Origin of the sequence: Rhizobium sp. J15 (assembly GCF_002531825.1) — a bacterium.
In the GTDB taxonomy this organism is placed as follows: Bacteria; Pseudomonadota; Alphaproteobacteria; order Rhizobiales; family Rhizobiaceae; genus Rhizobium.
In genome coordinates this window covers 1-20063 of sequence record NZ_NWSX01000019.1, presented here as the reverse complement: position 1 = coordinate 20063, position 20063 = coordinate 1, and the positions used below count along the sequence as shown (strand labels likewise).

At 58.8% G+C, this 20063-nt stretch carries 16 protein-coding genes and 1 pseudogene; 13 read left to right on the top strand and 4 right to left on the bottom strand.

Going from position 1 to position 20063, the window contains the following annotated elements; all coding sequences use genetic code 11:
• Positions 1-60: 60 nt before the first annotated feature.
• From CO670_RS17690 to CO670_RS17670, 5 genes are all read left to right on the top strand, one after another.
• Positions 61-1569: an ABC transporter substrate-binding protein gene (locus tag CO670_RS17690; protein WP_097591441.1), complete on the top strand. Its 1509-nt coding sequence runs from the start codon at positions 61-63 to the stop codon at positions 1567-1569.
• A gap of 84 nt (positions 1570-1653) precedes the next feature.
• A complete protein-coding gene (locus CO670_RS17685) occupies positions 1654-2568 on the top strand; it encodes an ABC transporter permease (protein ID WP_097591440.1) in 915 nt (304 codons plus the stop codon).
• Between the two features lie 3 nt (positions 2569-2571).
• A complete protein-coding gene (locus CO670_RS17680; RefSeq protein ID WP_097591439.1) occupies positions 2572-3495 on the top strand; it encodes an ABC transporter permease in 924 nt (307 codons plus the stop codon).
• On the top strand, positions 3492-5174 hold the full coding sequence (locus CO670_RS17675) for an ABC transporter ATP-binding protein (RefSeq protein ID WP_176538972.1): 1683 nt from the start codon (positions 3492-3494) through the stop codon (positions 5172-5174). Before CO670_RS17680 ends, CO670_RS17675 begins: the two co-directional genes overlap by 4 nt.
• Positions 5175-5575: 401 nt before the next feature.
• Positions 5576-6325, top strand: coding sequence for a sulfite exporter TauE/SafE family protein (locus CO670_RS17670; RefSeq protein ID WP_097591438.1), 750 nt, complete (start codon positions 5576-5578; stop codon positions 6323-6325).
• Positions 6326-6531: 206 nt separating this feature from the next.
• Here the strand turns inward: CO670_RS17670 and CO670_RS17665 are convergent, their stop codons facing one another.
• Complete coding sequence (locus CO670_RS17665; RefSeq protein WP_097591437.1) at positions 6532-7143, bottom strand: CGNR zinc finger domain-containing protein; 612 nt, start codon at positions 7141-7143, stop codon at positions 6532-6534.
• Between the two features lie 76 nt (positions 7144-7219).
• Between CO670_RS17665 and CO670_RS17660 the strand changes: the two are divergent.
• From CO670_RS17660 to CO670_RS17625, 8 genes and pseudogenes are all read left to right on the top strand, one after another.
• Positions 7220-7444, top strand: a pseudogene (locus CO670_RS17660) (EamA family transporter); the annotation flags it as partial.
• Positions 7445-7523: 79 nt separating this feature from the next.
• Positions 7524-8435, top strand: coding sequence for a LysR family transcriptional regulator (locus CO670_RS17655; protein WP_097591436.1), 912 nt, complete (start codon positions 7524-7526; stop codon positions 8433-8435).
• Positions 8436-8718: 283 nt separating this feature from the next.
• A complete protein-coding gene (locus CO670_RS17650) occupies positions 8719-9708 on the top strand; it encodes a sugar phosphate isomerase/epimerase family protein (protein WP_097591435.1) in 990 nt (329 codons plus the stop codon).
• 26 nt (positions 9709-9734) lie between these two features.
• Positions 9735-10781 (top strand): substrate-binding domain-containing protein, encoded by a 1047-nt coding sequence (locus CO670_RS17645; RefSeq protein ID WP_097591434.1) that lies wholly within the window; start codon positions 9735-9737, stop codon positions 10779-10781.
• A gap of 65 nt (positions 10782-10846) precedes the next feature.
• A complete protein-coding gene (locus tag CO670_RS17640; protein ID WP_097591433.1) occupies positions 10847-12358 on the top strand; it encodes a sugar ABC transporter ATP-binding protein in 1512 nt (503 codons plus the stop codon).
• Between the two features lie 16 nt (positions 12359-12374).
• Positions 12375-13349 carry an ABC transporter permease gene (locus tag CO670_RS17635; RefSeq protein WP_097591432.1) on the top strand — a complete coding sequence of 325 codons (975 nt, stop codon included), beginning with the start codon at positions 12375-12377 and terminating at the stop codon, positions 13347-13349.
• A complete protein-coding gene (locus CO670_RS17630; protein ID WP_097591431.1) occupies positions 13346-14218 on the top strand; it encodes a MurR/RpiR family transcriptional regulator in 873 nt (290 codons plus the stop codon). The genes CO670_RS17635 and CO670_RS17630 overlap by 4 nt, the downstream gene beginning before the upstream one ends.
• Positions 14215-15093, top strand: a complete 879-nt coding sequence (locus CO670_RS17625; RefSeq protein WP_097591430.1) for a ribokinase — start codon at positions 14215-14217, stop codon at positions 15091-15093. The genes CO670_RS17630 and CO670_RS17625 overlap by 4 nt, the downstream gene beginning before the upstream one ends.
• Positions 15094-15290: 197 nt before the next feature.
• Here CO670_RS17625 and CO670_RS17620 read toward each other — a convergent pair whose 3' ends face one another.
• The 3 genes from CO670_RS17620 to fba form a co-directional block, all read right to left on the bottom strand.
• Positions 15291-15932 (bottom strand): HAD-IA family hydrolase, encoded by a 642-nt coding sequence (locus CO670_RS17620; RefSeq protein ID WP_097591506.1) that lies wholly within the window; start codon positions 15930-15932, stop codon positions 15291-15293.
• A gap of 110 nt (positions 15933-16042) precedes the next feature.
• The gene (locus CO670_RS17615; protein WP_097591429.1) at positions 16043-18562 is read right to left on the bottom strand and encodes a HAMP domain-containing methyl-accepting chemotaxis protein; all 2520 of its coding nucleotides are present in this window, start codon (positions 18560-18562) and stop codon (positions 16043-16045) included.
• Between the two features lie 211 nt (positions 18563-18773).
• Entirely contained in the window at positions 18774-19838 is a 1065-nt protein-coding gene (gene fba / locus CO670_RS17610; protein WP_097591428.1) for a class II fructose-bisphosphate aldolase, read from the bottom strand.
• Positions 19839-20063 lie beyond the last annotated feature (225 nt).

The window sequence follows — 20063 nt, the reverse complement described above, 5'->3', positions numbered from 1 at the left end:
GTGTAAATGGTCGAGGATGTCGCCGGCCGAGGACGGATGCAATCAACAAGGGAGGTAAACATGAAGAGGATAAGCGTATTTGCGATGGCGTCCGTCATCCTGATGGCGGGCGCAGTATCATCTGCGACCGCGCAGACAGGGGCGGAAATCCGCATCGTCCTGCCGGAACAGCCTGCAAACCTGGAGCCCTGCGGCACCATCATTACCAATGTCGGGCAAATCCTCAGCCAAAATGTCGTCGAGCCGCTGACCGTCATCGATGCCAAGACCGGCCAGCCGCAGCCGAAGCTTGCCACCGAATGGACCCAGCTCGATCCGGTAACCTGGCGGCTCAAACTGCGCGACGGGGTGAAATTCCAGGACGGCTCGGACTTCAACGCACAAGCGGTCATCTTCTCCATCAACCGCATGACCGGTGGCAAGATCACTTGCAGCAATATCGCCAAATTCGGCGATGCGAAGCTGACGGTGACGGCCGTCGACGATCTGACCGTCGAGATCAAGTCGGATAAACCCCAGCCCATTCTCCCGACGCTGTTGAGCGTGGTCATGGTCGTCTCGCCGAAAACGCCCGAGGACAAACCGGTTAACGATCCGATCGGGACAGGTCCCTTCAAGCTTTCGACCTTCTCGCCGCAGACCGTTGTGCTCGATGCCTTTGACGGCTACTGGGGCGAGAAGCCGGAGTTTACCAAGGCGACCTACGTCTGGCGTCCTGAATCCTCGATCCGCGCCGCCATGGTCGAGACCGGCGAAGCGGATCTGACGCCCTCTATCGCCATCCAGGACGCGAGCAACCCGGATACAGACTTCGCCTATCTGAATTCGGAAACGACGGCAATCCGTATCGATACTGCCCAGCCGCCGCTTGACGACCCGCGCGTGCGCAAGGCGCTCAATCTAGCGATCGATTGGGAAGGCCTCGCCCAGCTTTTCGGGGACGATGTCAAGCGGGCCTCACAGATGGTCGTTCCGGGGATCAACGGCCACGACAATGCGCTCGAAGCGTGGCCCTACAACCCGGATGAGGCAAGGAAGCTTCTCAAGGAGGCGGCTGCCGACGGCGTTGCGGTCGACACCGAAATCAAGCTCATCGGCCGCAACGGCATCTATCCGAACGGTTCGGAGGCGATGGAAGCCATGATGACGATGTGGCAGGCCGCTGGCCTAAACGTCAAGCTGACGATGCTCGACGTCGCCGACTGGCTCAGATACCTGCAGAAGCCGTTCCCAGCGGAGCGCGGCGCCAATCTCTTGCAGATGATGCACGACAACAACAAGGGTGATGCCGCCTTTACGATCCCGATCTTCTATCGTTCGAGTGGCAACTATGCGACGCTCGCCGACCCGGCGCTCGACAAGGAGGTCGACGCGGCGCTCGCGGCCACCGGCGAAGACCGCACCAAGAGCTTCCAGACGATCTTCGACAAGGCACGCAAGAAGGTGGTCGCGGACATCCCGATGTTCCACATGATTGGCTATACCCGTGTCGGCGCCCGACTTGATTGGAAGCCGGACATCACGACCAACAGCGAGATCCCGCTGGCCAATATCCGCCTCAAGGATTGATCGAAGCGATGGGCAGGGTGGCTGGCGCCACCCTGCGAACCGATCTGACATGCTTCTACGCGATACGCACGAAGGGCATCGGAAATGTTCAGCTATATAGGGCGCCGTGCGTCCCACAGCATCCTGTCGGTCATCGGCCTACTGACGCTGGTTTTCTTCCTGACGCGGCTCACCGGCGACCCGTCTGCCCTGTATCTGCCGCTCGACGCGACGGCCGAGGCGCGCGCTGCATTTGCGAAATTGAACGGCCTTGATCAGCCCATCCCCTGGCAGTTCACGGAATATCTGAAGGACCTGCTGCACCTTGATTTCGGCCAGTCGCTGCGCCAGAACCGCTCGGCGATGGAGGTGGCGCTCCAGGCCTTTCCGGAGACGCTGAAACTTGCTGTCGTTGCGATCACGCTTTCGACGGCGCTGGCAATCCTCGTCGGATCGCTCGCCGCAGCACGTCCCGGCAGCCTTTTCGACCGTATCGCCAGCCTCGCTTCCCTGGCCGGTGCAAGCGCTCCGGACTTCTGGATCGCGATCGTCGGCATTCTGCTCTTCGCGGTCGGACTGGAGGTTCTGCCAACATCCGGCACCGGCACCGGTGCCCATTGGATCATGCCGATCTTCGTCCTGATGCTCCGGCCCTTCGGACTTCTTGTCCAGGTCGTACGCGGCACCATGCTGTCGGCACTTGCCTCGCCCTATATCAAGACCGCACGCGCCAAAGGGGTTCGCCGGCAGAAGATCATCTTCGGCCACGCGCTGCGCAATTCGCTTCTACCCGTGGTGACGGTCGCCGGCGACCTCGCCACAGGTCTCGTCAACGGCGCCGTTGTCGTGGAGTCTATTTTCGGTTGGCCGGGCATCGGTAAGTTGATGATCGACTCGATCATCCAGCGTGATTTTGCCGTTGTCCAGTCGACGATCCTGGTTACGGCGACTGCCATCTTCATCCTGAACATTGCGATCGATCTGCTCTATGCATTTCTCGATCCGCGCATCCGGTATTGAGCCATGACGATCATCACTCCTGATGCCAAGCCTGCGGCAACTCCCGGAACCAGCCGGGTCCTGCTTTCCTATTTGCGGCGAGACAGGCTGGCGCTGGCTGCGGCAATCTTCCTTGCGCTTTTTGTCTTGGCGGCCATCCTTGGCCCATGGATCGTCGGCGACGCCGCGTCGCGGCTTGGGTTGCGCCAGCGCAATCTTCCTCCCTTTTCGCTGGACCACGCCTGGGTCTACTTTCTCGGCGCCGACACTCTCGGTCGGCCGATACTCGCCAGGCTGATCGTCGGCGCGCAGAGCACCCTCGGCATTGCCGCTGCGGCGGTCTTTTCCTCGATGCTGGTCGGCGGCACACTCGGTCTTGTCGCCGGCTACTCCGAACGATGGTACAGTCATCTGATCCTGCGCCTCGCCGATATCGTGATGAGCTTTCCATCGCTGCTTCTGGCGCTGATCGTGCTCTATACGCTTGGCCCGAGCATCACCAATCTCGTCATCGTGCTCGCCATTACCCGCATGCCGATCTATCTCAGGACGGCACGTGCCGAGGTGCTGGAACTGCGCGAGCGCATGTTCGTCAGCGCGGCTCGCTCCATGGGTGCTGGCTCCGTGCGGATCATCTTGCGGCATATCGCGCCGCTCGTCCTGCCTACTTTGGTAACGATCGCCGCCATAGACTTTGCCACAGTCATTCTGTCGGAGTCGGCACTAAGTTTTCTGGGCCTCGGCGTCCAACCTCCGGATTTCACCTGGGGCGCAATGGTTGCAAATGGACGCGGCTATCTTTCCACCGCCTGGTGGATTGCCTTCTGGCCAGGCCTCGCCATCATGCTGACGACGCTGTCTCTCAACATCCTGTCGAACTGGGCCAGAACCGCCGCTGATCCGCAACAACGCTGGCGTCTGCAGACTTTGCGAAAGGCCGCCCGATGACGAACGCGCCCGATTCCATTGCCAAAGATGAACGGCCGATCCTCAAGTTAGATGGGCTCACCGTCGACTTTCTCTCGAATGACGCGCCGGTTCGTGCGGTCGACAACGTCTCCTTTCATGTCAACCAAGGCGAGACACTCGTTATTCTCGGCGAAAGCGGCTCGGGCAAGAGCGTCAGCACCAGCACGGTGATGGACCTCGTCGACTGTCCGCCTGGCGATATCGTCGGTGGATCGTGCGTCTTCGATGGCGTCGAGCTGTCACGCCTGAATACGGAGGATCGCCGAAACATCAACGGCCGTCGGATCGCGATGATCTTTCAGGATCCGCTTGCCTATCTCAATCCCGTCTACACCGTTGGACGGCAAATCGGGGAGGTGTTCGAGAGCCATGATGCCGCACATGGCAGGCAGGCACGGGCCAACGCTATAGAGTTGCTGCGACGCGTCGGCATCCCCGAGCCGGAAAGCCGGGTAGATTTTTATCCGCATCAATTCTCCGGCGGCCAGCGGCAGCGCGTGATGATCGCCATGGCAATTGCGTTGAAGCCTGACATTCTCATCGCCGACGAGCCCACGACGGCGCTGGACGTCAGCGTCCAGGCGCAGATTCTCGATCTCCTGCGCGACCTCCAGCGCGAGACCGGCATGGCGCTTGTCATGATTACCCACGATCTCGAGGTCGCCGCATCCATGGCCGACCGGATCATCGTCATGAATGGCGGGAAAATTGTCGAATCCGGTCTCGCCCAAGAGGTGTTCGACCGCCCGCAACACCCTTATACGCGCCGCCTGATCGCCGCACTCCCGCATGGCGAGGCGGCGGAAGCATCACACAGGCGATCGACGGATGTGGCAAGCGAGACGCTTCTCAAGGTCGAGCGCCTAACAAAGGAATATACACTTGGATCCGGCGCCTTCGCCGCAAAGCGCAGTTTCAAGGCCGTCGACGACGTCTGTTTTGAGGTTAGGAAAGGTGAGACGCTCGGCATCGTCGGGGAGTCGGGTTCAGGCAAGTCGAGCATCGCACGCATTCTGCTGCGGCTCAACGAACCAAGTTCCGGCAAAGCGATCTATGCAGGCGAAAACATCTTCGAGATGAACGGGAAGCGCCTCGTAGCATTCAGGCGTAAGGTCCAGATGGTCTTTCAGGATCCATATGGTTCTATGAACCCGCGCATGAACGTCCGAGCCATCATCTCGGAGCCTTGGGCGATCCATCGTGACCTCCTGCCCAGGAGCAAGTGGCGAGACCGTGTCGCGGAACTTCTTGAGCTGGTCGGCCTGCGGCCGGAACATGCCGAGCGCTACCCACACCAGTTCTCCGGCGGCCAGCGTCAGCGTATCGCCATTGCCCGGGCGCTGGCGAGCGAGCCGGAACTGATCGTCTGCGACGAGGCGGTCTCCGCCCTTGATGTCTCAATCCAGGCACAGGTGATCGATCTGCTCGCCGATCTTCGCACGCGGCTCGGCCTCTCCTATATCTTCATCACTCACGACCTGCCGATTGTGCGGCATTTTGCCGATCGAATCTTGGTGATGAAGCAGGGAAGGATTGTCGAGGAGGGTCCGACTTCGACACTGTTCGGCGCGCCGCAACATGCGTACACACACGCCCTGCTAAGGGCGGTTCCTAAGCCAAAGTGGCTGAATCCAACCGATGCGCCGTCGGCTGCGTAATCCGAATAGACTGGAGCCTGTTGCAGCCGCAACTGACCGCTGCGACCTTCACGAGACTGATTTCGAGGAGAAAAAGCGCGTCAGGAAGGGGCTCAACGCCAAATATTGGTCTACGCTGAACGACGGCTTCGGCTTTCATTTCAAAGCTTGCGCGACTGGGAAACCGGTTTCGAGCTGACAAGCAGCGCTTGTCTGAACTCAAACCCTGTTGTCCGGTAGAAGAGGTGCGCTAGTAAGCGACGGTTCGTCGATGGAGGGAGCAGTAGGTGTGAGTAGACTTTCCGCTCGATCAAGCCCTCTTCCCTCAGGATCGAGACTTGTGGCAGCGTACCATCCGTAAGAGGCAGACGTGGCGCCTTGTCGCTGGGCTGGCGGAATGCAAACGCTGAGGTAACCTGGAAGTGACTGATGTCATTCTTCTTTTTTTGGCCGGCTTGTTGGCAGGCAGCATGAATGCGTTGGCGGGTGGCGGGTCGTTCGTATCCCTGCCTGCGCTGATATCGGTCGGCGTGCCGTCGGTTGCCGCAAACGCGACAAGCACCTTAGCCTTGTTTCCCGGCGGAATGGCGAGTTCGTGGGTCTACCGCGACGGCGTTAAGAGTGTGTGTGGTGTCAATGTCGCCGCCATCGCCATCGTGACGGTGTTGGGTGGTGTGGCCGGAAGCCTTTTATTGCTGCTGACCCCATCCAGGATTTTCGACGGAATTCTGCCGTGGCTTTTGCTGGTGGCGACATTGATGCTGGGCGCAGGGCCAAGGCTCAGCGTCAAGCTCCAGACGCAGGCACGTCCAAATATTCCAGCCTTCGTAGCGGTTCAGTTTCTTCTCGGTCTTTACGGCGGCTATTTTGGCGGCGCAGTGGGTCTCATGATGCTTGCGGCATGGAGCGTATTTGGGGGCGGGGAGATCAAGAGCCTGAATCCGACAAGAATGGTGATGGTCACTGCCGCAAACGCGGTCGCCGTAATCGTCTTCGTAATGGCCGGGGCAATCGTCTGGCAACAGTGCATCGCCATGACCTTCGGAGCTGTTATCGGCGGGTGGATCGGAGCGCATGTCGGACGTAGGCTGCCATCACCGATCGTTCGGATGCTAACCCTTGCGGTCGCCCTTTTGACAACCGCGGTATTCTTTTCGCGAGCCTATCTTTGAGCGCCGGGCCAACATCCTTGACGGATCTGAGGACCTTAAGTCCGACAGACTGAAGACGCGGGTTCCCGTTGGAAGCGCCCCTCGGCGAGCATCATGTTCGTCCATGTTGGAGAAAAGGATGCAGGTGCCTCCGCAAATGGAGCTTTTCCGCCGTTCCGGCCGTCTCTTTTGGAATTTCTTCGTGCGGAGCGCCTCGGCCCCACCAGCTAAATTGCCTTCATTCGGGATCGGAAGCGCTTGATGCGCGTGTGGCTGCCGCATGTCGCGTCAGAGCACCAAATTCGTCGTCCGCTCTTGGAATGATCCAGAAACAGCCATCCACAATTGTTGCCCTTGCACTCTCGTACCGACCGCCGCCGATCGCGCTCGATCAACAGTTCGACCGCCTCGATCGCAAAGAGCTGAGTCAGCTGGCAAAGGTCGTCGAAAGGCAACGTCCACAAGTAACCGACGCCTTTTGCCGCAAGGACCTGATGGACCCGGCCGAGACGCGCACGATCCTCCAAGAAGCGGAGATCGTCGATCGGGGAGCGTTGCCCGGTCTCCTCGGAAAGAAAGAGCCGGTATATCGATTCACGCAGCGCGAGAGCGTCCGCCAGCGCGTCAGCGGCCTTCGCGGGGTCGCTTTCCATCTGCCTGCGAAGTCGTGATGCGGCGTACTGATCGATGCGGCCGAGCCGTTCGGCCAGGATAAGCAAATCCGCGAATGACCCCAGGAGGTCCGGCCCCCAGCGGTCACGCCTGCTATCGACGGTATTGGCGAGGTCGAGGGCCGGATGACCGCCGCTGAGGCGCATATCAGCTGTCGAGGTAGACATGCCTGGAACAACTCCTGAGCAACCAGGTTGTAACGGTATAAATAACCTTTAACCGTTACAATGCAAGGCCGGGCAAATGTCGTCTCCCCGCAATATGCTGAAATTTGTCGTTTTGTGCTTCGTTTGGGGTTTGACCTGGGTCGCCGTCAAGCTAGGCGTGCAAACGGTGCCGCCGATGATGTTTGCCGCAACGCGATTCATGGTGGCAGGTGCCGTCTTCATCGCATTGGCTTGGGCGAGAGGGCAACGAAAGGCGGTCGCTAAGGCAGATAAGAAACGTCTTGTCATCGTCAGCCTGCTGATGATCACGCTTTGCTACGGGCCGTTGTTCTGGGGCATGCAGTTCGTGCCTTCTGGAACTACGCCAAGGGATGTAAGCCATGGAGATCACCGGCTCCGGAGTGAAGGTTCGCCAACTTCAAATCCTGCGCGAGGTCATGCGTGCCGGGTCGGAAAGGCTTGCCGCGCAGGTGTTGAAAATAACGCAGCCGGCGGTCAGCCAGAACATCAAGCAACTGGAGGAGACGATCGGCTTCGGACTTTTCCGCCGGGAAAATAACAGACTGGTCCCAACAGCTAAGGCCTGGGAGTTTCTGCGCACCATCGATGCTGCTTTTACTGGTCTTGATCGCATCGGGCCCTCAATCGAGTTTTTGCGGAGCAACGACACGCGGCTGATCGGGATCGCGGCGCCAAATGCTTTTTCATTTTCAACGCTGCCGAGGGTCGTCCGAAGGATCCGGGAGAGGAGCCGTTCTTACGCCGTCCAGGTGAAGACAGGCACATATGAGCAAATCGCAGCTCACGTGTTGAACGGTCGCTCGGACCTTGGCATCTCTCGCTTGCCTATCGATGAACGCACCCTTGATTGGATGCCGATCGGCTCGGCCACCAACGTGTGTCTTTTTCCATCAAACCATCGATTTACGACACAGCAGGTTGTCACCGCGGAAGATCTTGTCGGCGAGCCTATCATCGACATCGACCCGCAGTTTGCGTCTCACCAAATGAGCGTCAATGCCCTTCGATATATGGGAACTGCGCCCGATATCGCCGTGGAATATGACGCCAACGGCCACGATATCGGCTATGTCATGACAGGTATCGGCGTTTCGATCACGAATGAGATTATTGCGAAGGAATATGCCAGTTTTGGCGTGGAGTCTCGGCCGTTCCAACCGGGGGCCGTGTATCATTATGTCGTTGTCTGGCAAAAAGATCGAAAGCTGAGCGATAGCCTTAGATTTGCTGTGGAAGAACTGGTCGCTGTTGCGGCAGATCAGGCTGCTTAAGCCTGGAAGTGGCAGCCGCGAACTTGTCGGCACGAAGCACTTGGACGTAATCCGTTATATCATAACATTGCATAAGCGGAATTATGGAACTGCGAGCGGCACGCGTCCTTCTATGTCCCAGATGAACGCTTGGCTTCGAATGGGTCCTATCGCCAACTCGGTGAATCGTGCCGCAAACGCCAAGCCGGCTTACGGACAAAACTAAGTCCAGGCGCGAAATTCACTTCACAATATTATAAATCGATGTAAAGTAGTGCGGAGACTCAAAAATAGGACGAATGCCTTGAGCCGGACACGTTTTGCCACAAGATTGAATTCCTTCGCCTCTGGTGCGCACCTTGCCTGGCCGGGGCAGTCCGGAAAGCCGTCCGTCACGCAGATGGCGCAGCGTGCGGCCCGCGTCCAGGGATTGACCGACCTCGACTTGAATTACCCCGATCACGTGAACGACAATCCCGCCGAGTTAGGCCGGAAGCTCAGTGATCTCGGCCTGTCGATCAACGGCTTCGCCATGCGGTACTACACAAATCCGGACTTCAAGCTCGGCGCGTTCACCCATCCCGAAGAAGCGGTTCGCCGCGAAGCGATCGATCTGACGAAGAAGGGAATCGATGCAGCCCGCGAGGCCGGCGTAAATCTGATGACCATCTGGCTCGGCCAGGATGGTTTCGATTACGCCTTCCAGGCCGATTATGCCGCCATGTGGCAACACGAAATTGAAGGAATTCGTGAAGTTTGTCGACATGATCCAGATTGCCTGATTTCCATCGAATACAAACCAAACGAGCCACGCTCCTACAGCCTGCTGCCTGATGCAGCGACGACGCTGCTCGCTATCAAGGAAGTCGGGACGGAGAATCTCGGGGTCACGCTCGACTTCGCCCATGTACTTTACGCCGATGAACAGCCCTCCTTTGCAGCGGCCCTGATCGCGCGTCACAGCCGGATTCTCGGCGTCCATCTGAACGATGGGTACGCCAAGCGAGACGACGGGCTGATGGTCGGCGCCGTTCACACGCTGCAGACCGTCGAATTGCTCCGCCAGATTCGACGGGACGGCTATAACGGCGCGATCTACTTCGACACTTTCCCCGACTTGACCGGTCTCGACCCGGTCCGCGAATGCGAGGTCAACATCCAGACCGTCCAAAGGATGTTGAGGGTCGTCGACCGCCTCGAGCAGGACAGTCGCCTTTCGAGCGCGATTGACCGACAGGACGCCGTTTCCACGCAGGCCATCGTACAGGAGTTGATGCTCGGCGCGGACCACTGAACAGACTTAACCCCGGGAGGAATTCCATGAAGAGATTGTTTGCCGCGGCTCTCGCCGCCACCCTTTGTGCTGGCATCGCGACAGCGCAGGAACTGAAGCCGCTCAACTCGGACTCCGAGCCGGACCGCATGGACTGGTCCGACCTTGACGCCAAGCTCGGCCCGCTGCCGAAATTGCCTGAGGGTCTCAAGGTCGGCGGTGTCTCCAAGACGCTGACCAATGAATACTGGCGCTCCCTCGGCAAGGGCTATCAGAAGTTCGCGGACAAGCTTGGTGCGACCGTGGCCTATCAGGCCGCCCAGAGCGAAGGCGACCAGCTCGGCCAGCTGACGATCGCCGAAGGCATGGTCACACAGGGCTACAATGTTCTGCTCGTCTCCCCACAGACCGATGCCAATCTTCAGCCCGTCATGGAACAGGCCAAGGCGGCCAATGTACCGGTCGTCAATGTCAACGATGCGGTGATCCCACAGGCGGAGCATTACGTCGGCAATGTGCAGCGCGACAATGGCGTCCGCGTCGCCAAGTGGTTCGTCGAAAACCGCCCGAACGGCGGCAAGGTAGCGATCATCGAAGGCCAGGCGGGCGTCTATGCTGCCGTGCAGCGCACCAGCGGCTTCAAAAGCACGATCGAGGAAGGCGGCAAGTTCACCGTTGTCGCAAGCGTTCCCGGCAACTGGGATCGGCAGATGTCCTACGACGCGGCGACCACCATCCTCCAGCAGCATCCGGATCTCGTTGGCTTCTACTGCAACAACGACGGCATGGCGCTCGGCGTCGTCGAAGCCGTGAAGGCGGCCGGCCTGCAGGACAAGGTCGTGGTCTTCGGCACCGACGGTATCTCGGACGCCTACAAGTCGATCGAAGCCGGTGAGCTCACAGGCACCGTCGACAGCTTCCCGGTTCTGACGGGCGAGGTCGCGATGGAAGTCGCCCTCCGCCTCGTCGCGGGCCAGAAGCTGCCACGCGTTGTGGCGACGCCGCAGGCGCTGATTACCAAGGACAACGTCAAGGACTTCCAGGGCCAGGGTGTCGATGTACGCGCGGTGCTGATGAAGGCCACAGGCAAGTAAGCGCCTCCCAAGGCGGGACGGCTGGCGCTCGGCCGGCCGTCCTCACTCTCAAAGGGTTCGATTCCATGGCTCCTTACAGACTGACATTCGAAGACATTTCCAAGGTCTTTCCTGGCGTCAAGGCGCTCTCGGAAGTCTCCTTCGACGTCGCGCCAGGTGAAATTCACGCGCTTCTCGGTGAGAATGGGGCGGGAAAATCGACGCTCCTGCGCATCCTCTCCGGCGTCTTTCGGCCGACGCAGGGCGAAGTGAAGGTCGATGGGACAGTCTATCATTTTCGCAAGCCGGAGAGCGCCCGCCAAGCAGGGATCGCCATGATCCATCAGGAACTGCAGCAGGTTCCCCATCTCACCGTCGCCCAGAACATGTTTCTCGGTCACTCCCTCACCAGGCTCGGCGGCATCATCGTCGATCGCCGTGAGCAGGAGCGCCGAGCGGCTGAAGCCCTGGCGATGATCGATCCGGCAATCGACCCTTCGGCGCCGATTTCTTCGTTGAAGGTGGCCCAGCGGCAAGTCGTCGAGATCGCCCGCGCGCTCCTCGACAAAGCCAAGATCGTTGCCATGGATGAACCGACGTCGAGCCTGACACCCAGTGAATTCGACAGGCTGGCGGAGATCATCGAACGTCTTGCAGCCGGCGGAGTGTCAATCATCTATGTGTCCCACAAGATGGACGAGGTCTTCCGGGTCTGCCGCAGGGCGACGGTCATGCGTGACGGAAGGGTCGTCCGCGCGGGTATCGATCTCAGGGCGAGCGCACCGGACGAAGTCATTGCCATGATGGTCGGTCGCGAATTGCTGGCCGAAGAGCACCATTCGCACGCAACCCGCACGGTGAGCGTCGAAGTCCGCAACCTATCGACCCATCGTATCCGCGACGTCTCTTTCGACCTCCACAAGGGCGAGGTTCTCGGTGTGGCAGGTTTAGTGGGCTCCGGCCGGACGGAGCTTCTGCGCGCAGTATCCGGCGCTGATCGGGTGACTTCCGGCACAGTTAAGGTCGATGGGACGACCTTGACTTTATCCAATCCTCGTACGGCGATCGCGGCCGGCATCGGGCTACTCCCTGAAGAGCGCAAGCGGGAGGGGATCATTCCGGGGAGGTCGGTGAAGGCAAACATGGCGCTGCCTTCGATAGCGCGCTTCGCCAAGGCGGGTATCATCAACCATCACAAGCTTAGGCGGACCGCGAGAGACCTTCTCAAGCGCGTCAACCTGCGGCCATTTCAGCTCGACCGCCAAATCAGGTTGTTCAGCGGCGGCAATCAGCAGAAGGCCATCATCGCGCGGTGGCTCGCGGCGGGCTCGCGGATCCTTCTCTTTGACGAGCCGACCCGCGGCATCGACGTCGGCGCAAAATCCGAGATCTACCATTTGATCGAAGAGCTCGCAGCGGACGGGCACTGCGTGATCGTCGTCTCCTCCGAGCTTCCGGAGGTGTTGAGGGTGTCCGACCGTGTGCTCGTGATGCGTGACGGCGCTATCGTGGCTGAACTCGGTCGCGACCAGCTCAGTGAAGAAACCATCGTCTCTCATGCCGTCGGCACCACCGGGCGCCCCGTTGGCACGGCGTGACCAATAGGAAAAGCCCATGACTCACAGCATCGAGAATGCCGCAGCGCCATCAAGCAAACTTGTCGGATCTCTATCGGTCCGCGATGCCGGCACGCTGATCGGCCTCGTCGCCATCGTGATCATCTTCGGCCTGCTATCTCCCGACTTTCTCTCGCAGAGAAACCTCTTGAACATTCTCCAGCAGTCCAGCATCAACGCCTGCTTGGCGCTCGGCATGACCCTGGTGATCATCTCGGGCGGCATCGACCTCTCCGTCGGTCCAACGGCGGCCATAGCAGCCGTCATATCGGCGACGCTGCTTGTGGCCGGCATCCCGGTTCCTCTCGCCATCTTTGCGGGGCTTGGCATCGGCGTCCTTTGTGGCCTCGTCAATGGTGTGCTTGTTGCCTATGCCGGACTGCAGCCCTTCATCGTGACGCTCGGCACGCTCAGTACCTATCGCGCGATTGCGCTCATCTATACCGGCGGCAATCCTGTGCTGGGTGTCCCGCAAAGCTTCCGGACGCTTTTCAACGGCAGCGTCGCCGGTGTTCCAAATTCGGTCGTGATGGTGGCGGTCGTCGCTCTCGTGGCCTGGGTGCTTCTCAAGAAGACGCCCCTGGGCGAATATCTGCTTGCGGTCGGCGGCAACGAAGAAGCCGCATATGTCGCCGGTGTCCCGATCGCGGTTACCAAGATCACGGCCTATGTGATCTCGGGTGTCCTGGCGGCACTCGCTTCGATGATCCTCATCGGCCGGCTTGGTGCCGCGGAACCGATCCTGGGCAACCTGTGGGAGCTCGACGCGATCGCCGCCGCGGCAATCGGCGGGGCATCGCTGATGGGCGGCAAGGGCAGTGTCATCGGTACGCTGCTCGGGGCGATCATTCTGGGCGCCATGCGCAACGGATTGACGTTGATGAACGTGCAGGCCTTCTACCAACTTCTTGCCACTGGCCTTATTATCCTTGTCGCGATGATGATCGATCGCGTCACAAGGGGACGGGGATGAATTCTGCAAATGATCTCAAGGCGGTGGGGCCGCGCATCCGGATGATGATGCCTCAGCTCACCCCCTTGGAGGCGCGTGTCGTCGAGACGGTTTTCGGGCTGAGGGATTTCTCCGAAGAGACCGCGCTCAAGGACTTGGCGGCCGAGGCCGGGGTTTCCGAGGCGATGGTCGTGAAGATCACCAAGAAACTAGGATTCAGCGGCTTCCGTGACTTCCGCACAGCGGTCTCGAGCTACAACAGACTGCCGACAGCGGAGATGCATCAGGAACTTTCCGCGGAAGACAGTTCCGCGGAAATCATCCAGAAGGTTTTCCGAACGTCGATCAACGCGCTGGAGGAAACCCTTGCGATCCTTGATGTCGATGCCTTCGATCGCGCCGCCGATTTGTTGGCGAAACCGGGACAACGCGATTTCTATGGTGTGGGAGGTTCGGCGCAAATCGCGCGGGACGTCGCTCACAAATTCCTGAGGATCGGTGTCCGCTGCAATGTCCAGGACGACTCGCACATGATGCTGATGTCGGCTTCCCTGCTTGGGGCAGACGACGTGGCCATAGGATTTTCCCATTCGGGTAACACCACGGCAGTGATCGAGGCGATACAGCTCGCACGGAAGTCCGGCGCGCGGACGATCGCCATCACCAATTACGGCGGATCGGCTTTGGCTCAGATTGCCGACATCGTTCTGTGTTCGACGGCGCAGGGATCGCCTCTGATGGGCGAGAACGCGGCGGCGCGGATCGCGCAACTCAACATCCTCGACGCGCTATTCATGGCCGTCGCCAAGAGAAACTACCAGGCGGCAGAGAGAAATCTCGAGAAGACGATGTCCGCCGTCACATCCAAACGCAAGGACAAGCTTCCATGACCGCCCCCTCGCCCTCCGTCGTCGTCTTCGGCAGCCTGCACTACGACATTATAGTGCATGGCCCGGCTCGGCCCCGCAAGGGTGAGACGGTGACGGGCGACAGCTGGCATCCAAAATGCGGCGGCAAGGGTGGCAATCAGGCCGTATCGGCGGCCAAAACCGGTATTCGGTCTGTTATGGTCGGAGCGGTCGCCAATGACGATTTCGGGCGCGTCCTGCACGAAAACCTGGGCCGCAACAATGTGGACCATCGGTTCGTGAGGACGGTGACGGGCGTCGGCAGCGGCATGAGCGTCGCGATCTTTGACAGCGAAGGCGATTACGGTGCGGTCATAGTCTCCGGCAGCAATCTTGAGCTTGGGCAACGGGACGTGGACGCCGCCTCGGAAGCCTTTGTCGAGGGAGCAGTCTTGGTGTTGCAGAACGAAGTTCCCGATCAAGCCAACGTGGCAGCGGCACGGGCAATGAAGTCCGTTGGAGGAAGAGTTTTTCTCAATGCCGCGCCGGCGCGGCCCCTCTCACGGGATCTAGAGGGACTGGTGGATGTGCTGATAGTGAATGGCATCGAGGCGGAACAGCTTGCCCATGTTCCGACAGTCGAAACCTTAAAAGACGCGGAAAACGCCGCCAGGCTGTTGGCCGCCAGATTCCCGACCGCCGTGGTTACAGCAGGCGGCGAAGGCGTGGCTTGCGCAACCATGCTGGGCGATGCATTCTCGATTGGTGCCATCCAAGTCGAATTGGTTAGCACGCATGGAGCTGGCGACGAGTTCACGGGCGTTTTCGCCGCCGAACTTGCCCGCGGACGTGATATCCGTTCCGCTCTGGATGCCGCCAACCAAGCCGCCGCCATCTTCGTTAGCACACCCTTCTAAGTGAGATCGAATCTAATTCCTCATTCTCGATCGAAGCAACTAGGTGGCAGATGCTTTTAAGTATCTATTCGCAGTACCCTATCCCCTTTTTACCGCTGCAGCATGCTGGTGTAACCGGATGCAAGGGTTCGCGCCCTGTCCCCACGCCTCTTCAGGTTCCGGAGACTTCGGGTCTCAATCGATCATGAACCACCGATTCATCCATTTAGGGGCGCGCGGTCGGGCAAGGTAAGTCTGATCGACAGTAATCCGTCTGCAGATACCTCCGGCACGATCTCTGTGTAGTCATTTATGGTCGGGTCGTTGGGTAAATCTAAACCGTGCCCAGCGGCAGTGACGACTACGACGTCCGCGCCTGCCGCTCGCCCGGCTTTTACGCCTGCCTCAACATCCTCAAAGACGAGACAGTTCGCAGCCGGAAATCCAAGCCGTCTTGCCGCTAGAAGGAAACATTGTGGGTCCGGCTTACCAACTGCGACATCTTCCCCGGTTACGATAACGCCTGGTATCGTCAACCCTGCGGCTTCAAGTCGCCTCTGAGCGAGCTTCTTTGAAGCAGATGTGACGATCGCCCAACGATCAGTGGGAAGAGCAGCCAAGAACTCTGCCGCTCCCGCAATCGCGACAACTCCCTGGACGTCGTCGATCTCCGCATTTGTGACCTTTGCAGCTTCAATCTCCGGGTCCACGCCGGGAAGCTCCAGCCGCCGAATAGTGTCAATTGCCCGTTGACCGTGCATTGTCGGGAGGAAGGCGATGGGATCCAACCCCTGGCGTTTCGCCCACGCACCCCAAACTCGCTCGGCAGCGGCTATGGAAGTCAGAAGGGTTCCATCCATATCGAAAAGAAAGGCCGAGAACTGCTTGTTTAGATCGAGCTTCAACGGGAGTATCCTTATTTGGGTGCTGAGCCGAGGTCTGAATCGCCATGGAGGTTGCTGGCTGAAGGCTAGGCTGCCCTCTCTGCCTGAGCGAATCGCGATTCATTCAGTGCAAACGATCCGACCAGTTGAACGAGGTCGTCTACTTGCTCCGCAAGCCGGCGGGTGGCCGCGCCAGCCTCCTGGGCCATTGCGGCGTTCAGCTGGGTCACTCTTTCCATGTTGCTTACGGCGTCGTTTATCTCGTTGAGGCTCTTTGCCTGACTTTGGCTGGAGACTGCTAACTGCCCAACATCTCGGGACACGTCGCCAATCTTCAACGTAATATCATCAAGGGCGTGGCCGGCTTGCTCGACAAAGTCTACACCCGCGTCGACCTCCGTCGTCGAATGATGTATAAGAGTGCCGATTTCTTTCGCCGCCAAAGCGGCACGTTGGGCAAGTTCTCTGACTTCGTGCGCGACGACAGCAAATCCCTTCCCCGCTTCTCCTGCGCGGGCGGCCTCAACTCCAGCGTTTAGCGCGAGAAGGTTTGTCTGGAATGCTATACTGTCGATCACCGTGACGATATTCGTTATGCGATCGGATGCCTCCTTTATCCGAGACATCGCGCCGATAGCGTTTTCCACAATAACAAGTGAACCATCGGCTTGGAGCTTGACGCGCTGTACGATGTCTGCGGCACTCGTAGCACGTTTTGACGCCTCGGCTACGATGATGGTGATCTCTTCGATCGCTGCCGCCGTCTGTTCGATCGAGCCTGCTTGCTGTTCATTTCTGCGAGAAAGTTCTTCGGAAGCATCTGCGAGGAGACGGCCATTGGTGTGAATTTCGGCCGACGTCTCACGGACATCCAACATAGTCGAGCTTAGGTCGTTGATAGTGCTATTGAAGTCTCGCCTGAGAATATCCAGGTCCCCAGCAAATGGGACCTCGATGGTGTTCCGCAGATCTCTGCTCGCCAGGTTTCTAAGCCCGTCCGCAAGTGATGTTACTGCCAGTTCGATGTTTTTCTGGGTAGAAGCTCGTTCGCGATCGTTCGCGTCCCGCTCCGACTCGGCCAGTCGATGGAGCTCTTCCGTCCGCGCCTGGATGGCAACCTTCTGAACGGCGTTTTCCTTGAAGACAGCAAGGGCACGCGCCATCTCGCCGATCTCATCCTTGCGCCGGTCTCCATCGATCTGAATATCCAACGAGCCGCCGGCCAGACGCCGCATGCTGCCTGTGATCGAACCGATCGACCGTTTGAGCGTGACGACCAGTGCAACACCACACGCTATCGCGACGAGAAATCCAATCGCCATCGATGTCAGAGACACCGAGTTCGTCATCGATCGCTCGGCCAATGCCATCTGCTGCTGGGCGTCCGCAAAGGCGTCCATCAGGCCCCAGATCTCGTTGATTTTATCAGTCGCGTGGCGGTACTGCCCCTCGGCACTCGCCCGATTGGCCTCCAGTCCGGCTGCGCCTTTTCGCAATTCGTTGGCGATTTCCTCCACCTTGCCCGGGATTTCACCGAAGTAGGGATCAATCGCCACCAACTCTGTCAGCAAGCGCATCTCGCCCATATAGACAAAGAGAGTTCGCTCCACTGCCTTGACGTTATCCTCCGTCGGTTCACCCAAAAGGCTGGCGAAAGCAATTTTTATGTCGCTGCTGTTGCTTACGATCGACCGAAGCTTTTTCGTGACCTTGTCGGCATCGAGCGAGCCATCGCTCGAACCATCCACCTCGGCAGCGGCTTGATAAACGGCTGCGGCACTCTGCACCCGCAATCTTTCCGACAAACCAGCCAGGTCGTTTGCGATCGCCAACTCCTCGGGCTGCCCCTCCGTTTCTTGGTCTCCATTCCGGTTGAGCAACGCCAAAATCCGGTCTGCCGTGCTTGAAGCGTCTCTCACACCTAATGAATTGAGAAGACGATCAGATTTTGAAAGTTTGTGTGCGAGGTCTTCCAACGATGCTCGAATAGTTGTTCCTTCGCGACGCAACGACGAGCCATCGATCGCCCGTAGTTGAACTCCGAGATTTTCGCAGCCATTAAGAATCGATTGAAGTATCAACGTCTCGGAGAGTCTCGATTTCCGCTTGTTTTCAAGTTGAGCAGCTTGGGCGACGATCTTGAACGCGTGCTTGCCAAGTTCCATTTGCACGGAATTTAGCGCGTCGAGTTGTGCGGCAATATTGTTCGTCAGCTGTGAACGGTCTTGTCGAAGTTTCCATATCTCGTTTATGTGGCTCAGGATCGTGCGCGTTGCGTCCTGTGCTTTCCGCAATTCAGCAGCAGCCTGGGCGTCCGGAATCACGTCGATCATACGGTCGAGTTCGGTGATCTGTTTGGCAGTTATGTCGGAGGCCTGCTTGAACGCCGCATCATCGGGCTCGCGAAGAAACGTTGTGATGCCGGCATAAACGGACTTGAACCCCGAAAGCAGCCGGACCACGTCATTCGATGTGTTCAGTCGCGCTTCCAAGACCTTCGTTGCGTAGAGTCCGGTGGCGCCCACCGCGACGATCGTCAGCAATAGCGGCAGAACCAGTACGATAACTTTGGTCTGAATCCTGAACCGCGCAAGTATCCTGTCCATTTTTGCCCCTCCCAAAAGCACTCGCTGCTCGGAATTGAGACACGATTACACGAACTGATTAAATTTACCTTTCGGCATTACAAATCGTGACATGAAAACATAAGTGTTCATATTGTCGGCGCCGAAGGGAATCTGTTGGACTCTTTCTGGACAGTTAATATGCCGCCGGAACATAAGTTCCAGTCGCTTTTCGGTAACCGTGTTCCGATAATCACGAGAAACTGGGATCGAGCGCGCCGGACGCATAGCGTTTTGCCATTACCGAAAGAGGAAGGGCAGTAATCCGATCCGCCATGCCGTCCGTTCCGAACTGACCGAAGCGCTCCTTGCAAAGTTTGGTGAGCGCGGCCATTGCCGGTTTCAGATATTTGCGCGGATCGAATTCGCTCGGATCTTCTTGCAGAACCCGGCGGATCTGCCCGGTCATAGCCATACGGCCGTCCGTGTCGATGTTGATCTTGCGCACGCCGTTCTTGATACCGCGCTGGATTTCTTCGACAGGCACGCCCCAGGTGGGTTTCATCCGGCCGCCGTATTTGTTGAGAATCTGCTGAAGTTCGACCGGAACCGACGATGACCCGTGCATGACGAGGTGCGTGTTTGGCAGCTTGCGGTGGATTTCCTCGATGACATTCATCGCCAGCACCGAACCGTCGGGCTTACGCGTGAACTTGTAGGCGCCGTGCGAGGTTCCCATGGCGATCGCCAGTGCATCGACGCCAGTTTCGCGCACGAACTTCACCGCCTCGTCCGGGTCCGTCAACAGCTGGTCGTGCGACAGCTTGCCTTCCGCGCCGTGCCCATCCTCGGCCTCCCCCATGCCGGTCTCGAGAGACCCGAGTACACCGAGCTCGCCTTCGACCGAAATGCCGCCGAGATGGGCCATTTCGGTCACTCTCTTGGTCACGCCGACGTTATAATCCCAATCGGCGGGTGTTTTGGCGTCCCCTTTTAGCGAGCCGTCCATCATGACCGAGGTGAAGCCAGCCTGTATGGCCGTCATGCAACTGGCCGGATCGTTGCCGTGGTCCAGATGCACGCAGACGGGAATGTGCGGGTAGATTTCGACGACCGCGTCCATCATATGCTTGAGCATGATGTCGTTGGCGTAGGCGCGCGCGCCGCGTGATGCCTGTATGATGACGGGGGCGCGGACCGCATCCGCGGCTTCCATGATGGCGAGCGCCTGTTCCATATTGTTGATATTGAAGGCGGGAACCCCGTAGCCCTCCTCCGCTGCATGATCCAGCAACTGCCTCAGCGTAATGCGCGCCATTTTGAAATCCTCCTCTAGAGCATGATGCCGAAAAGTGTGAGCGGTTTTCGGGCGACATCATGCTCTAACTCTTTAATGTAGAACAGGATTCAGATTTTAGGCCGACCCGGCCTAAAATCATCCTGTTCTAGCCGAAAAGCGCCGGCTGCTAGTTGCCGCATGATCGCGCAGTGTTTTGTGGTCGCGTCTCAAGCGTTCAGCACACGGCCATAGGCATCGAGCACT

Coding starts and splice junctions, on each gene's coding strand:
- CO670_RS17640 (WP_097591433.1), top strand. CDS start 10,847: ATGGCTCCTTACAGACTGACATTCGAAGACATTTCCAAGGTCTTTCCT.
- CO670_RS17665 (WP_097591437.1), bottom strand. CDS start 7,143: ATGTCTACCTCGACAGCTGATATGCGCCTCAGCGGCGGTCATCCGGCC.
- CO670_RS17655 (WP_097591436.1), top strand. CDS start 7,524: ATGGAGATCACCGGCTCCGGAGTGAAGGTTCGCCAACTTCAAATCCTG.
- CO670_RS17645 (WP_097591434.1), top strand. CDS start 9,735: ATGAAGAGATTGTTTGCCGCGGCTCTCGCCGCCACCCTTTGTGCTGGC.
- CO670_RS17615 (WP_097591429.1), bottom strand. CDS start 18,562: ATGGACAGGATACTTGCGCGGTTCAGGATTCAGACCAAAGTTATCGTA.
- CO670_RS17680 (WP_097591439.1), top strand. CDS start 2,572: ATGACGATCATCACTCCTGATGCCAAGCCTGCGGCAACTCCCGGAACC.
- CO670_RS17620 (WP_097591506.1), bottom strand. CDS start 15,932: ATGGATGGAACCCTTCTGACTTCCATAGCCGCTGCCGAGCGAGTTTGG.
- CO670_RS17630 (WP_097591431.1), top strand. CDS start 13,346: ATGAATTCTGCAAATGATCTCAAGGCGGTGGGGCCGCGCATCCGGATG.
- CO670_RS17685 (WP_097591440.1), top strand. CDS start 1,654: ATGTTCAGCTATATAGGGCGCCGTGCGTCCCACAGCATCCTGTCGGTC.
- CO670_RS17675 (WP_176538972.1), top strand. CDS start 3,492: ATGACGAACGCGCCCGATTCCATTGCCAAAGATGAACGGCCGATCCTC.
- CO670_RS17690 (WP_097591441.1), top strand. CDS start 61: ATGAAGAGGATAAGCGTATTTGCGATGGCGTCCGTCATCCTGATGGCG.
- CO670_RS17635 (WP_097591432.1), top strand. CDS start 12,375: ATGACTCACAGCATCGAGAATGCCGCAGCGCCATCAAGCAAACTTGTC.
- fba (WP_097591428.1), bottom strand. CDS start 19,838: ATGGCGCGCATTACGCTGAGGCAGTTGCTGGATCATGCAGCGGAGGAG.
- CO670_RS17625 (WP_097591430.1), top strand. CDS start 14,215: ATGACCGCCCCCTCGCCCTCCGTCGTCGTCTTCGGCAGCCTGCACTAC.